At 65.0% G+C, this 14,767-nt stretch carries 13 protein-coding genes; 9 read left to right on the plus strand and 4 right to left on the minus strand.

Annotated elements, in window-relative coordinates; translation table 11 throughout:
* The first annotated feature begins 198 nt into the window (after positions 1 to 198).
* From QYS36_RS00185 to QYS36_RS00200, 4 genes are read left to right on the plus strand one after another with little or no spacing between them, the layout of a single operon-like run.
* Complete coding sequence (locus tag QYS36_RS00185) at positions 199 to 1,329, plus strand: ABC transporter permease (RefSeq protein ID WP_308837575.1); 1,131 nt, start codon at positions 199 to 201, stop codon at positions 1,327 to 1,329.
* The gene (locus QYS36_RS00190; protein WP_308837576.1) at positions 1,326 to 2,105 is read left to right on the plus strand and encodes an ATP-binding cassette domain-containing protein; all 780 of its coding nucleotides are present in this window, start codon (positions 1,326 to 1,328) and stop codon (positions 2,103 to 2,105) included. The genes QYS36_RS00185 and QYS36_RS00190 overlap by 4 nt, the downstream gene beginning before the upstream one ends.
* Entirely contained in the window at positions 2,106 to 3,023 is a 918-nt protein-coding gene (locus QYS36_RS00195) for an MlaD family protein (protein ID WP_308837577.1), read from the plus strand. It begins immediately after the preceding gene.
* On the plus strand, positions 3,020 to 3,649 hold the full coding sequence (locus QYS36_RS00200; RefSeq protein ID WP_308837578.1) for an ABC-type transport auxiliary lipoprotein family protein: 630 nt from the start codon (positions 3,020 to 3,022) through the stop codon (positions 3,647 to 3,649). Before QYS36_RS00195 ends, QYS36_RS00200 begins: the two co-directional genes overlap by 4 nt.
* Positions 3,650 to 3,953: 304 nt before the next feature.
* On the opposite strand, the gene clpB is transcribed toward QYS36_RS00200, so the two are convergent.
* From clpB to rluD, 3 genes are all read right to left on the minus strand, one after another.
* A complete protein-coding gene (clpB, locus tag QYS36_RS00205) occupies positions 3,954 to 6,518 on the minus strand; it encodes an ATP-dependent chaperone ClpB (RefSeq protein ID WP_308837579.1) in 2,565 nt (854 codons plus the stop codon).
* Positions 6,519 to 6,738: 220 nt separating this feature from the next.
* Positions 6,739 to 7,479 (minus strand): peptidoglycan editing factor PgeF, encoded by a 741-nt coding sequence (gene pgeF, locus QYS36_RS00210; RefSeq protein WP_308837580.1) that lies wholly within the window; start codon positions 7,477 to 7,479, stop codon positions 6,739 to 6,741.
* Positions 7,476 to 8,450 (minus strand): 23S rRNA pseudouridine(1911/1915/1917) synthase RluD, encoded by a 975-nt coding sequence (gene rluD, locus QYS36_RS00215; protein ID WP_111461031.1) that lies wholly within the window; start codon positions 8,448 to 8,450, stop codon positions 7,476 to 7,478. Before rluD ends, pgeF begins: the two co-directional genes overlap by 4 nt.
* A gap of 147 nt (positions 8,451 to 8,597) precedes the next feature.
* On the opposite strand from rluD, the gene QYS36_RS00220 reads away from it, so the two are divergent.
* From QYS36_RS00220 to QYS36_RS00235, 4 genes are all read left to right on the plus strand, one after another.
* Positions 8,598 to 9,590, plus strand: a complete 993-nt coding sequence (locus tag QYS36_RS00220) for an outer membrane protein assembly factor BamD (protein ID WP_308837581.1) — start codon at positions 8,598 to 8,600, stop codon at positions 9,588 to 9,590.
* 146 nt (positions 9,591 to 9,736) lie between these two features.
* On the plus strand, positions 9,737 to 9,982 hold the full coding sequence (locus QYS36_RS00225; RefSeq protein WP_230124724.1) for a PP0621 family protein: 246 nt from the start codon (positions 9,737 to 9,739) through the stop codon (positions 9,980 to 9,982).
* Positions 9,972 to 11,564, plus strand: a complete 1,593-nt coding sequence (locus QYS36_RS00230) for a HAMP domain-containing sensor histidine kinase (RefSeq protein ID WP_308837582.1) — start codon at positions 9,972 to 9,974, stop codon at positions 11,562 to 11,564. The genes QYS36_RS00225 and QYS36_RS00230 overlap by 11 nt, the downstream gene beginning before the upstream one ends.
* An 8-nt stretch (positions 11,565 to 11,572) precedes the next feature.
* The gene (locus QYS36_RS00235) at positions 11,573 to 12,910 is read left to right on the plus strand and encodes a sigma-54 dependent transcriptional regulator (protein WP_308837583.1); all 1,338 of its coding nucleotides are present in this window, start codon (positions 11,573 to 11,575) and stop codon (positions 12,908 to 12,910) included.
* Positions 12,911 to 12,985: 75 nt separating this feature from the next.
* On the opposite strand, the gene thiO is transcribed toward QYS36_RS00235, so the two are convergent.
* Positions 12,986 to 14,083, minus strand: a complete 1,098-nt coding sequence (gene thiO, locus QYS36_RS00240) for a glycine oxidase ThiO (RefSeq protein ID WP_308837584.1) — start codon at positions 14,081 to 14,083, stop codon at positions 12,986 to 12,988.
* A 107-nt stretch (positions 14,084 to 14,190) separates the two neighbouring features.
* Here thiO and QYS36_RS00245 point away from each other — a divergent pair, with 107 nt between their 5' ends.
* A complete protein-coding gene (locus QYS36_RS00245; protein ID WP_308837585.1) occupies positions 14,191 to 14,709 on the plus strand; it encodes a GspH/FimT family pseudopilin in 519 nt (172 codons plus the stop codon).
* Positions 14,710 to 14,767: the final 58 nt, after the last annotated feature.

A 14,767-nucleotide genomic window follows, 5' to 3' on the forward strand; every position in this document is an offset into this window, starting at 1 on the left:
CCGAAGCGCCAGCGCCACTGGGGTATTCCGATGGAATTCATCGCCTGTAACGATTCATTCGAACCGCCACGGCGAGCCGCCGGTCGATAATCAGGCCCGCAACGGCCTGGCTGCAGCGCGCAAAGCGGGCCCGCCAACTACCGATGCACGCCATTAACGACTGTCCCAGCCGGAGCCTCGAGCGTTAAGCTGTCGACCATGACCCATTCACCCTACATCACCCTGCCAGCTGCCAATGCCGACACGCTGAAGGTGGGCGGCGACTGGACGCTCGCCCACTACGCCGCGCTGCTGCCGCAGGTCGACGAGGCGCGGCCGGTGCTGGGCGAAAACCGTCGCGCAGACTTCAGCGACCTCGACGCCCTGGACACCGCCGGCGCCAGCCTGCTGGTCGAGTTGCTCGGTGCCGAACAGCTGATCAGGCTGCTGCCCGATGGCACCCTCAGTGATGAGCGCCGCGCCCTGCTGCACACCGTCGCCACGGCCATGGAGCAGAATCAGCAGGTGATCGAGCATCCGCGCCGCTCCACCTACCGCGAGTTCTTCGGGCATATCGGCGAAGTGGTCGAAGGCGTCTGGCACAAGGCGGTGGGCCTGCTGGGCTTCGTCGGCCTGACCCTCAGCAGCATGCTGCTGATCCTCCTCAACCCGCGCCGCTGGCGCCTCACAGCGCTGGCCTCGCACCTCGAGCAGATCGGCCTCAACGCCGTGCCCATCGTTGCCCTGCTGACCTTTCTGGTCGGCGCTGTGGTGGCCTTTCTCGGCGCCACCATCCTCAGGGATTTCGGCGCGACCATCTATACGGTCGACCTGGTGGCGTTCTCCTTTCTGCGTGAATTCGGCGTGCTGCTGACCGCCATCCTGATGGCCGGCCGCACTGCCAGCGCCTTCACCGCACAGATCGGCTCGATGAAGGCCAACGAGGAGATCGACGCCATCCGCACCCTGGGCCTCAACCCCATGGAGCTGCTGGTGCTGCCGCGGGTGTTCGCCATGCTCATCGCCCTGCCGCTGCTGACCTTCGTGGCCATGGTCTGCGGCATGCTCGGCGGCGCCATGGTGTGCCTGCTGACGCTGGATATCTCGCCGCCGATGTTCCTCTACCTGTTGCAGGAAAACATCCCGCTCAATCACTTCCTGGTTGGCATGGGCAAGGCACCGATCTTCGCCTTCCTGATCGCGGTGATCGGCTGCCTGGAAGGCTTCAAGGTCACCGGCAGCGCCCAGTCGGTGGGCGAGCGCACCACCTCGAGCGTGGTGCAGTCGATCTTCGTGGTCATCGTGGTCGACGCCGTGGCTGCGCTGTTCTTGATGGAGATGGGCTGGTGAGTGGCGAAGCGATCATCCAGGTCCGCGACCTGACCAATCAGTTCGGCCCGCAGGTGGTGCACCAGCACCTGGATCTGGATCTGTACCGCGGCGAAGTGCTCGGCGTGGTCGGTGGTTCGGGTACCGGCAAGTCGGTGCTGCTGCGCACCATCGTCGGCCTGCGCCAGCCCAACGCCGGTACGGTGCGGGTATTCGGCGAAGACCTGCTGACCCTGCCCACGCAGCGGCGCTCCGAGCTGGAGCGGCGCTTCGGCGTGCTCTACCAGCGGGGCGCGCTGTTCTCCTCGCTTACCGTACTGGAGAACATCGCCCTGCCGCTGATCGAGCACGCCGGCCTCAATCGCGCCCAGGCCGAACGCCTGGCCGAATCCAAGGTGGCGCTGGTCGGCCTGCCGGGCCACGCCGGCGACAAGTACCCGACCGAGCTGTCCGGCGGCATGGTCAAGCGCGCCGCCCTGGCCCGCGCCCTGGCGCTGGAGCCGGACATCCTGTTTCTCGACGAGCCCACCGCTGGCCTCGACCCGATTGGCGCGGCGGCCTTCGACCAGTTGATCCGCACCCTGCGCGACGCCCTCGGGCTCAGCGTGTTTCTGGTCACCCACGACCTGGATACGCTCTATACCCTGTGCGACCGCGTGGCGGTGCTGGCGCAGAAGCGGGTGCTGGTGGCCGACACCCTGGACGTGGTCGCCGCCACGGACGATCCCTGGATACACGACTATTTTCATGGCCCGCGCGGACGCGCGGCCGAACAGGCTGCAGCGAGGATTAGCTGAATGGAACCACGCGCCCATCACGTCTTGATCGGCATGTTCACGGTGGCGATCGTCAGCGCCATGCTGGTGTTCGCCCTGTGGCTGGGCAAGTCCAGCGCCGACAAGCAGTTCAACTACTACGAGGTGATCTTCACCGAGGCGGTCAGCGGCCTGTCCCAGGGCAGTGCGGTGCAGTACAGCGGCATTCGCGTCGGCGACGTCACCAGCCTGACCCTGGACCCGCAGGATCCGCGCAAGGTGCACGCCAATATCCGCATCACGGGTAACACGCCGATCAAGGAAGACACCCGCGCGCGCCTGACCATCACCAATATCACCGGCGGCGCGGTGATCCAGCTGCACGGCGGCTCGCCTGAAAGCCCGCCGTTGAGGGCCCGCGATGGCCGCACGCCGGTGATCATCGCCGACCGCTCGCCGCTGTCGCGGCTGATGGCCAATGGCGAAGACCTGATGGTCAGCGTGACCCGCCTGCTCGATCGCGCCAACGCCATGTTCTCCCGTGAGAACACCGAGAACATCGCCAAGACCCTGCGCAACCTGGAGCAGATCACCGCCAGCGTCTCCGAGCAACGCGAGGCACTGCGCGAAGCCCTGGCGCAGATGAGTGCCGCCGGGCGTGAAGCCAGCGCCCTGATGAACAACGCCAACCGGCTGTTCAGCGGCCCGGCACAGAACACCCTGGAAAGCGCCGAACGCCTGGCCGCCTCGCTGGAGCGCAGCAGCAGCAATATCGAACAACTGCTGCAGGACAACCGCGCGGCCCTCGACGGCGGCATGCAGGGCATCGGCGAACTCGGCCCGGCGATCAACGAGCTGCGTGACACCCTGGGTTCGCTGCGCTCCTTCTCACGACGCCTGGAGGAAGACCCGGCCGGCTACCTGCTGCGCAGCGACAGCATCAAGGAGTTTCAACCATGAAGGCATTCGCCACCGCCGGCGCCCTGCTGTTGACCGGCCTGCTCAGCGCCTGCTCGATCATTCCCACGGGCGAGGCGCTCGATGTGTACCTGCTGCCGAGCAACCTGCCGGTGCGCGCCACCGAGGCGCCGCGGGAAAGCTGGTCGTTACGGGTCAATCGCCCGCTGAGCAGCCAGTTGCTGGACAGCCCGCGCATCGCCGTGCTGCCGCAAGGCGACCGGATCAGCGCCTACCAGGGCGCACGCTGGAGTGATCGCGCGCCGGCGCTGTTTCGCGACCGCCTGATCGGCGCCTTCATTGATGACGGCCGCGTCGGCGCCGTCAGCAGCGACGACAGCCGCCTGCAGGCCGACCTGGAGTTGAGCAGCGACCTGCGCGCCTTCCAGAGCGAGTACCGCAATGGCCGGCCGGAAGTGCATATCCTGCTCGATGCCCGCCTGGTGCAGGCCGGCAACCAGCGCATCCTCGCCAGCCGCCGCTTCGAAGTGCGGCAGATCGCTGGCGACACCGCCGTGGCGTCGGTGGTGAAAGCCTTCGGCGCGGCCAATGATCAGCTGTCGCGCCAGTTGATGGATTGGGTGGTGGCGGAAGGCCGGCGTAATGCACCGAATAGCAGCAAACCCTGATTGGCGCTGGAGCTCATTAAAGAGAAGGCCGGTGTCAGCTTGTAGATGGGTCGGGCCGCGTAGGTGGAACCCATCAAATTTCGGTGGGTTTCACCTCTAGGCCCGCCCCATCCTACAAACTGAGCGTCATTAGCAGCGCAGTTGGCGATGATCGTGGGAGCGGGCCATGCCCGCGAAACAGTCACGGGCACGGCCCAGGCGTCCCCGCCCGTTCCCACAGGTCGATGACAGTTATCGCTGTCGCAATAAAAACGGCCGCTGTGATCGCTCACACCGGCCGTTCGTTTTGCTGCAGTTGCTGGCGTCAGGCAAAAACGATCTCGTCGTTCTCGACCTTGCCGGTCACCGTGCTGCCGGGGTTGAACTTGCCGGCCAGGATCATCTGCGCCAGCGGGTTCTCGATCCAGCGCTGGATCGCCCGCTTCAGCGGCCGCGCGCCGTACACCGGGTCGTAGCCAACGGCGATCAGCTTGTCCATCGCCTCGTCGGACAGTTCCAGGCTCAGCTCGCGCTCGGCCAGGCGCTGCAGCAGGCGCGACAGCTGGATACGCGCGATGCCGGCGATCTGCTCGCGAGCCAGCGGCTCGAACACCACCACCTCGTCGATACGGTTGACGAACTCCGGCCGGAAGTGGTTGCCCACTGCGTCCATCACCGCCGCGCGCTGCGCCTCTCGATCACCGACCAGCTCCTGGATCTGCGCCGAGCCCAGGTTGGAGGTCATCACGATCACCGTGTTCTTGAAGTCCACGGTGCGACCGTGGCTGTCGGTCAGGCGGCCATCCTCGAGCACTTGCAGCAGCACGTTGAAGACGTCCGGGTGGGCTTTTTCGACCTCGTCCATCAGCACCACCGAGTAGGGTTTGCGACGTACCGCCTCGGTCAGGTAACCGCCCTCTTCGTAGCCGACGTAGCCGGGTGGCGCACCGATCAGGCGGGCCACGGAATGCTTCTCCATGAACTCGGACATGTCGATGCGCACCAGGGCGTCCTCGGTGTCGAAGAGGAACTCGGCCAGTGCCTTGCACAGCTCGGTCTTGCCGACGCCGGTCGGGCCGAGGAACAGGAACGAACCACTGGGTCGGTTCGGATCCGCCAAGCCGGCACGCGAACGGCGCACGGCGTTGGCCACGGCGACCACGGCCTCGTCCTGGCCAATCACCCGCTGGTGCAGCAGGCCTTCCATCTTCAGCAGCTTGTCGCGCTCGCCTTCGAGCATCTTCGACACCGGAATACCGGTCCACTTGGAAACCACCTCGGCGATTTCCTCCTCGGTGACCTTGCTGCGCAGCAGCTGGTTTTCGGTCTTGCCGTGCTGGTCGACCATCTGCAGGCTGCGCTCCAGATCGGGGATCACCCCGTACTGCAGCTCGGCCATGCGATTGAGATCACCCTTGCGGCGTGCCGCCTCGAGCTCGGTGCGCGACTGCTCGATCTTCTGCTGGATCTGCGCCGAGCCCTGCACCTCGGCTTTTTCCGACTTCCAGATTTCCTCGAGGTCGGAATACTCCTTCTCGAGCTTGGCGATGTCTTCCTGCAGTTTGACGAAGCGCTTCTTGGCCGCCTCGTCTTCCTCTTTCTTCAGCGCCTGGGCTTCGACCTTGAGCTGAATCAGGCGGCGATCCAGGCGGTCGAGCACCTCCGGCTTGGAGTCGATTTCCATGCGGATGCGGCTGGCCGCTTCGTCGATCAGGTCGATGGCCTTGTCCGGCAGCTGGCGGTCGGTGATATAGCGGTGGCTGAGCTTGGCCGCGGCGATGATCGCGCCGTCGGTGATGGCCACCTTGTGGTGCACCTCGTAGCGCTCCTTGAGGCCACGCAGGATGGCGATGGTGTCTTCCTCGCTCGGCTCATCGACCAGCACCTTCTGGAAGCGACGCTCCAGGGCGGCATCCTTCTCGATGAACTGGCGGTATTCGTTCAGGGTGGTGGCGCCCACGCAGTGCAGCTCGCCACGGGCCAGGGACGGCTTGAGCATGTTGCCCGCATCCATGGCGCCCTCGGCCTTGCCGGCGCCGACCATGGTGTGCAGCTCGTCGATGAACAGGATCACCCGGCCTTCCTGCTTGGACAGTTCGTTGAGCACCGCCTTGAGGCGCTCCTCGAACTCGCCGCGGAACTTGGCGCCGGCGATCAGCGAACCCATGTCGAGGGACAGCAGACGCTTGTCCTTGAGGCCGTCCGGCACTTCGCCGTTGACGATGCGCTGGGCCAGGCCTTCGGCGATGGCGGTCTTGCCCACGCCGGGCTCGCCGATCAGCACCGGGTTATTCTTGGTGCGGCGCTGCAGCACCTGGATGGTCCGGCGGATCTCGTCATCACGGCCGATCACCGGATCGAGCTTGCCCTCTTCGGCGCGCTTGGTCAGGTCGACGGTGTACTTGTCGAGCGCCTGGCGCGACTCCTCGATATTCGGGTCGTTGACCGCATCGCCGCCACGCAGGTTATTCACCGCGTTCTCCAGCGCCTTGCGGCTCACACCCTGGGCGAGCAGCAGCTTGCCGAGCTTGGTGTTCTCGTCCATGGCGGCGAGCAGCACCAGTTCGCTGGAGATGAACTGATCGCCCTTCTGCTGCGACAGGCGGTCGGCCTGGTTGAGCAGGCGCGCCAGGTCCTGGGACAGGCTGACGTCGCCGGTGGGGTTCTGGATCTTGGCCAGTTGGTCGAGCTCTTTGCTCAATGCCTGGCGCAGGCTGTTCACATCGAAGCCCACCTGCATCAGCAGCGGGCGAATGGAACCGCCCTGTTGATCGAGCAGCGCCTGCATCAGGTGCAGCGGCTCGATGGCGGAATGGTCGTGGCCGACGGCCAGGGACTGGGCGTCGGAAAGGGCAAGTTGCAACTTGCTGGTCAAACGGTCGATTCGCATGGCGTCATCCTTCCTCTGGGAGGCAGGCCGGCGCGATGAATGCGCCTAAATGAACAACCTGCCGAGATGCAGCATAGATGAGGCCGATTGTGCGGGTTTCAAGCGGGGGCGGTTTGATCGAGGTCAGCTGCGGTGTCGAACGGGGTTGCCCTGGGTATCGCTGCGCTCAACGCCAGACTAAGGATGGTTCATCAGCCCGGTTGAGCGCGGAGCAACCCACTCAGCGATCCGCCAGCCAGATCAGCGAGGCGAAGCGCCCGGTCTGGGCAGCGCGGCGATAGGAATAGAAGCGCGCATCACTGAAGGTGCAGAAGCCGCCGCCGTATACCGCATTGATGCCACGCGCCGCCAGGCGAATGCGCGCCAGCTGGTAGATATCGGCCATGAAGCGCCCAGTGTTTTCACTCGGCATGAACGCGCCGGCGGCCTGGGCATGCTGGCTGACGAACGCCTCGCGCACCTCGGCACCGACCTCGAAGGCCTGGGGGCCGATGGCCGGGCCCAGCCACACGAGGGTGTCATCCGCCTCGATAGCCAGTGCATCCAGCGTGGCTTCCAGCACGCCATTGGCCAGACCGCGCCAACCGGCATGGGCGGCCGCCACCCGGCTGCCGGCGCGGTCGCAGAACAGCACGGGCAGGCAATCGGCGGTCATCACCGTGGCGGCGATGCCCGGCGTGGCCGTCCAACTGGCGTCGGCCTCGACGACGTTTTCCGGGTCGGCCTCGGCGACGGCGATACCGTGCACCTGCTGCAGCCAGGCCGGGCGACAGCCGAGCTGGCTGACCAGGCGCTGACGGTTCTTGGCCACCGCTGCCGGGTCATCCTCGACATGGGCGGCCAGGTTGAAGCTGTCATAGGGCGCCAGGCTCACACCGCCAGCGCGGGTGGTCACACAGGTGCGCACCCAATCGGGCGCCGGCCAGTGCGGCGTCAGCCAGTCGTGAGCCTTGTCACTCATCCGATGAACGCCTCACGATCCTGACGCAGCAGGGTCAGCAGCCAGACGAAATCGTCCGGCAGCGGCGACTGCCACTTCATGCGCTCGCCGGTGATCGGGTGATCCAGCTCCAGGAAACGTGCATGCAGGGCCTGGCGCGGGAACTCCTTGAGGCTCTGCACCATGGTCTGGCTGGCAGCCGGCGGAATGCGGAAGCGGCCGGCATACACCGGGTCGCCCACCAGCGGGAAACCGATATGGCTCATGTGCACGCGAATCTGGTGGGTGCGCCCGGTTTCCAGCTTGACCCGGGCATGGGTGTGCGAGCGGAAGCGCTCGAGCACCCGGTAGTGGCTGACCGCCGGCTTGCCGCCATCGGTCACCGCCATGCGCTGGCGCTGGGACGAACTGCGGCCGATGGGTGCGTTGATCTTGCCGCCCGAGGTGATCACGCCAATCACGATGCACTCGTAGATGCGGCTGACGGTACGTTTCTGCAACTGATCGACCAGGCGGGTCTGCGCCTCGATGGTCTTGGCGACCACCATCAGGCCGGTGGTGTCCTTGTCCAGGCGGTGCACGATGCCGGCGCGCGGCACGTTGACGATGTCCGGCACGTGGTGCAGCAGGGCATTGAGCAGGGTACCGTCGGCGTGCCCGGCAGCCGGGTGCACGACCAGCCCGGCGGGCTTGTCGATCACCAGGATCTGCTCGTCCTCGTAGACGATATTGAGTTCGATGTCCTGGGCGATCCACTCGCCCTGGGCTTCCTGCTCGGCGGACAGCACCAACATGGCGCCGCCATGCACGACGTCACGGGGGCGCAGCACCTGGCCGTCGACGGTCAGGTTGCCCTCCTTGATCCAGCCGGAAAGACGCGAGCGCGAGTGCTCGGCGAACAACTGGGCGGCGACTTGGTCGAGGCGTTGACCGCCCAGATCGCTGGGCACCTCGGCGGTTAACTCAATGGCCTGCTTATTAATAGATGACATGCTCGGCAACGGCGGGGGCATAGCCTTTGGTTTCGGCTACACGCTTGTGGTTAAATACGGCGTCTTTGCCCCAGGGGTACCGGGGGCGCTCATCATAACAGGACGGCCCTGCTCAAGACAGCCGCCGTCCCAGGGACGCAAGCCGCCATGCAAGTGAAACACCTGCTGCTGATCGCCATCCTCGCCCTCACCGCCGCCTGTTCGTCCAAGGAAGTCCTGGACGAAAACCTCAGCGAGGCAGAACTCTACCAGCAGGCTCAGCAAGACCTGGACAATGGCAGCTACACCAGCGCCGTGACCAAGCTCAAGGCCCTGGAATCGCGTTACCCGTTCGGCCGTTACGCCGAGCAATCGCAGCTCGAGCTGATCTACGCCAACTACAAGAATGCCGAGCCGGAAGCCGCCCGCGCCGCTGCCGAGCGCTTCATCCGCCTGCACCCGCAGCATCCGAACGTCGATTACGCCTACTACCTCAAGGGCCTGGCCTCGTTCGATCAGGACCGTGGCATCGTCGCCCGCTTCCTGCCACTGGACATGACCAAGCGTGACCCGGGCGCCGCCCGCGACTCCTACAACGAGTTCGCCCAGCTCACCAATCGCTACCCGAACAGCCGCTATGCCCCGGACGCCAAGCAGCGCATGATCTACCTGCGCAACCTGCTGGCCGCCTACGAAATTCACGTCGCCCACTACTACCTGACCCGCCACGCCTATGTGGCCGCCGCCAACCGTGGCCGCTACGTGGTGGAAAACTTCCAGGAGACCCCAGCAGTCGGCGATGGCCTGGCGGTAATGGTCGAGGCTTACCAGCGCCTGACCCTGGACGACCTGGCCGCTACCAGCCTGGAAACCCTGAAGCTCAACTACCCCGATCACCCGAGCCTCAAGGACGGCGAGTTCGTCCCGCGCGAAGAAGCCGCTGATGAGCGTTCCTGGCTGGCCAAGGCCACCCTGGGCCTGATCGAAAGCGACGCGCCGCCACCACCAAGCCAGACCCAGGCCAGCCAGGACGTGCAGCGCCAATATCAGGAAGCGGTCGACCAGATGCCGGCAGAGCTGAAATCCGCCGAGCAGGCCGAGGCGCAACAGGCGCCCAAGCGCTCGTGGTTCAGCTACATGACCTTTGGCCTGTTCGACTAAGCGCGGTTTTCAGCCGCGTTGCCAACGATGCCAGTCAACCGACTGGCATCGTGCTTTCTGGCCCAGTAAAAAACGCTGACCGGGCAACTGTCCGCCTAGGGCGTCCTTAGCTAAACTGCCCCATCACTCGACACGAAGAGAGCGCCATGGGCCTGTTCCGCCTGCTGATCTGGATTGCCATCATCTTTGCCGTCATCTGGCTGTGGCGGCGCTATGTCGGCGCCTCCCGGCAGCGCCAGAAGGCCGCGCCTCCTGCAGACAGCCCGGCGCCCATGGTGCGCTGCGCCCACTGCGGCGTGCACACACCGCAACAGCACGCCGTGCAACTGGCGCAACGCTGGTACTGCAGCCAGGCACACCTGGAACAAGGCCCCAAGCCCGGTGCCCAATAGCGCCCTCGCCGTACGGGGCCCGCAAGGGCATCGTATCTTCCGGCTGTACCACCTCTATCGCCTGGTCATCGGCGTGGTGCTGGTGCTGCTGGTGTCGGCCAACCTCGACTCCGAGCTGCTCGAACTGGCCCACGTGCCGCTGTTTCGCGGCGCCAGTTGGGTCTACCTGACGCTCAACATACTGATCGCGCTGACCGTCCACACCCCCAATCGCATGCTGCCGATATTCGCAGTGGCGCTGGGTGATGTGATGCTGCTCTCGGCGCTGTTCTATGCCGGGGGTGGCACACCAAGCGGCATCGGCAACCTGCTGATCGTCTCCGTGGCGATCGCCAACATCCTGCTGCGCGGGCGCTTCGGGGTATTGATCGCTGCCGCCGCCGCAATCGGCATGATCTACCTGACCTTCTACCTGAGCCTAAAACACCCCCAGGCCAGCGCCCAATACGTGCAGGTCGGCGCGCTGGGTGCGTTGTGTTTCGCAGCGGCGTTATTCGTACAAGGGGTGACCCGCCGCCTGCAGGCCAGTGAAACCCTCGCGGAACAGCGCGCCGCCGACGTAGCGGACCTGGAAACCCTCAATAACCTGATCCTGCAACGCATGCGCACCGGCATTCTGGTGGTGGACGAGCAACGCCGCGTCTTGCTCGCCAACCAGGCAGCCCTCGCCTTGCTGGACCAGCAGAACCTGGCAGGCAAGATTCTCGATCCGCACTGCACCGAGCTGGTCAAACGCCTGCAGCACTGGCAGGAAAACAGCAGCCTGCGCCCCGCCAGCCTGCAGACGCTCAGCGACGGCCCGACCCTGCAGCCCAGCTTCATCGCGCTGCAGCGTGGTGGTCAGCGGCATATCCTGATCCTGCTCGACGACATTTCGCAGATCGCCCAGCAGGCCCAGCAACTCAAGCTGGTCGCCCTTGGCCGCCTGACCGCCGGTATCGCCCACGAGATTCGCAACCCCCTGGGCGCCATCAGCCATGCGGCGCAATTGCTGCAGGAGTCCGAAGACCTGCAGGGGCCGGATCAGCGCCTGGCGCAGATCATCCAGGATCACTCGCGGCGCATGAACCTGATCATCGAGAACGTGCTGCAGCTGTCACGACGCCGCCAGGCCGAACCGCAACTGCTGGATCTCAAGTACTGGCTGCACCGTTTCGCCGCCGAATTCCGCAGCACCGCGCCAGCGTCCAAGGTGCTGCACCTGGCCATCGAAGGCAGCAGCATCCAGACGCGCATGGACCCCAACCAGCTCAACCAGGTCATCACCAACCTGGTGCAGAACGGCCTGCGCCACAGCGCCAAGCTGCACCCACAGGGCCAGGTGTGGCTGAAGCTGTTTCGCGATCCGCGCAGCGATCTGCCGGTGCTCGAGGTACTCGACGACGGTGAAGGCGTGCCGGCAGACCAACTGCATCACATCTTCGAGCCTTTCTACACCACGGAGAACAAAGGCACCGGCCTGGGCCTGTATATTTCCCGCGAGCTTTGCGAAAGCAACCAGGCTCATCTTCACTATCAAGCACGCGAAGGCGGCGGCGCCTGCTTCCGTATTACCTTCGCGCACCCGCGAAAACTGAGCTGAACGACCTGATGAATCGCCAGAGAGCCCTGATCGTCGACGACGAGCCCGATATCCGCGAACTGCTGGAGATCACCCTCGGGCGCATGAAACTCGACACCCGCAGCGCCCGCAACGTCAAGGAAGCGCGCGAGTGGCTGGCCAAGGAGCCATTCGACCTGTGCCTGACCGACATGCGCCTGCCCGACGGCAGCGGCCTGGATATCGTGCAGCACATCCAGCTGCGCTACCCGCAAACGCCGGTGGCGATGATCACCGCGTTCGGCAGCGTCGACACGGCGATCAACGCCCTCAAGGCCGGCGCTTTCGACTTCCTCACCAAACCGGTCGACCTCGGCCGCCTGCGCGAACTGGTCAGCACCGCCCTGCGCCTGCACGCCAGCGAGGAAGGCGAAGCACCGGGCAGTAGCCGCCTGCTGGGCGAATCCCCACCGATGCGCGCCCTGCGCGGGCAGATCCAGAAACTCGCGCGCAGCCAGGCACCCGTTTACATCAGCGGGGAGTCAGGCAGCGGCAAGGAGCTGGTTGCCCGCCTGATCCACGAACAGGGCCCGCGCCGCGAGCGCGCCTTCGTGCCGGTCAACTGTGGCGCGATTCCCTCGGAGCTGATGGAAAGCGAGTTCTTCGGCCACAAGAAGGGCAGCTTCACCGGTGCCGTCGAAGACAAGCAGGGCCTGTTCCAGGCCGCCAATGGCGGCAGCCTGTTCCTCGACGAGGTAGCCGACCTGCCGCTGACCATGCAGGTCAAGCTGCTGCGCGCCATTCAGGAAAAGGCCATTCGCACCGTCGGCGGCCAGCAGGAAGTGGTGGTCGACACCCGTATCCTCTGTGCCACCCACAAGGACCTCGCCGCCGAAGTGGCCGCCGGGCGCTTCCGCCAGGATCTCTACTACCGCCTCAACGTCATCGAACTGCGCGTACCGCCACTGCGCGAGCGCCGCGAGGACATCCCCCTGCTGGCCGACGTGATGCTCAAGCGCCTCAACGAAGGCATCGGCCTGCCACCGGTCAAACTCGACGGCCCGGCGCTGGAAAAGCTCAAGAGCTACCGCTTCCCGGGCAACGTGCGCGAACTGGAGAACATGCTGGAGCGCGCCTACACCCTGTGCGAAGGCGACGTGATCTGCGCCAACGACCTGCGCCTGGCGGACGCCACGCCGGCAGGCGAGAACGGCGACGCCAGCCTGGCGCAGATCGACAACATCGAGGATTACCTGGAAGACGTCGAGCGCAAACTGATCATGCAGGCCCTCGAAGAAACCCGCTGGAACCGCACCGCCGCCGCCCAGCGCCTGGGCCTGAGCTTCCGCTCGATGCGCTATCGCCTCAAGAAACTGGGCATCGACTGACACAGTGACCGTAGCCTGCGCTTGAGCGAAGCGATACCCAGGGTCTGGCGACCTGCCAACCAGGCAGGTCGCCCCTTACTGCAATCGCCCAGACGGCGCATAGGGCGCAGGATCGATGATCGGTTCGCGCCCCAGCATCAGGTCCACCAGCAACTGGCAGGACGCCGGCGCCAACACCAGCCCATTGCGGTAATGCCCACAGTTCAGCCACAGCCCCGGGTGACCGGGCACCTCACCGATAAAGGGGATGCCCTCGGGCGAGCCAGGGCGCAGGCCGGCCCAGTGCCCCACCACCTCGGCATCGCGCAACGCCGGCAGCAGCGTTTCGGCGGAAGCGCGCAAACTGGCCAGCGCCTCATCGGTCGGTGTCTTGTCGAAGCCGGCGTGTTCCAGGGTACTGCCCACCAGAATGTGCCCGTCGCGCCGCGGAATCGCATAACGCCCACCCGCCAGTACCATGCTCGGCAGAAAGTCTTCAGCACACTTGAACAGGATCATCTGCCCCTTCACCGGCTCGACGGGCAGACTCAACTCCAGGTTCTGCAACAGCTCGCCACTCCAGGCACCGGCAGCGACAACCACCTGCTCGGCCAGCACCTCGCCCTCAGCGGTACGAACCCCGGTGACACGCGCGCCGTCATGAATGAACTGCAGAACCGCGCTGTGCTCATGCAGCGCAACGTTCGGCAGCCCCTGTAGCGCGGCTCGCAGCGCCTTGACCAGTCGCGGGTTACGCACATTGGCCACCCCGGACATATAAATGGCGCGCTCGAATCCTTCACCCAGTACAGGAACCTGGGCGTAGGCGGACGCGACCGGCACTTCATGCAGCGGCCGCCCCTCGCGCTGCGCCCAGGCCAGCGCCTCGGCCTGGTCATCCAGATCCAGCCAGTACAGCCCCGTGACATGCACCTCGGGATCGATGCCGGTATGCGCCAGCAACCGCTCGCCAAAGGCCGGGTAGTAATCCTGAGACCAATGGGCCAGCGCCGTCACCGCCTGGCTATAGCGCCACGGGTAAAGCGGCGAAACAATTCCGCCCCCCGCCCAGGACGCCTCACCACCAACCGCCATGCGATCCACCAGCGCGACCCGCTTGCCCGCGCCCGCCAACAGATACGCCGACAGCAACCCGATGACCCCACCACCGATAACGACTACATCCGCACCCACAACCCACCCCGTAGACAAACAACATGCCTTGACAGCCACACCTCAGGGTGTAAATAGAAAAAGCAGCCAGGAAGGCCACCAATCATACGCGCATAGGGAGGTGCATCATGAATAGAGAGCAGCAGAAGGCTGTGGGCTTGGTGGAGCTGCTGGTTACCCTGACCCTGCTGGCAGTACTGATGGCCATCGCCGCACCCAGTTTCAGCAGCCATATGCAGCGCACTCAACAAGCCACTCATGTAAATGAACTGCTGACTGCCCTGCACTTTTCACGTGCCGAGGCCGTTACCCGCCGCACTACGGTTAGCCTATGCGAGGGTATTGACGACTGCGGCACACGGCGCTGGCAAAACCAGCTGATCATCTTCGCCGACCACAATCACAATGGGCGCGTTGACGAGGGCGAGCCGATCCTTCGGACCTTGAGAATCGCCCCGGCCTATAGCTGGAACTGGTCCAATTTTCGTTCAAGAAGCCACATCAGTTTCATGTCCAATGGCACGACCCACAGCCTAAACGGCACCTTCACGCTTTGCCGAGAAGCTATCGCCGTGCGGAGTGTCGTGGTGAACGTGGCAGGTCGAACTCGACTCGCCACCCCCAGCGATAACGCCAAGTGTGAATAGCTAACCGCTCGGTGACTGGAAGCAACCGAATATCCTCCACCGCTATCTGGCCAAACAG

This window comes from Pseudomonas sp. G34 (assembly GCF_031119625.1).
Taxonomy (GTDB): domain Bacteria; phylum Pseudomonadota; class Gammaproteobacteria; order Pseudomonadales; family Pseudomonadaceae; genus Aquipseudomonas.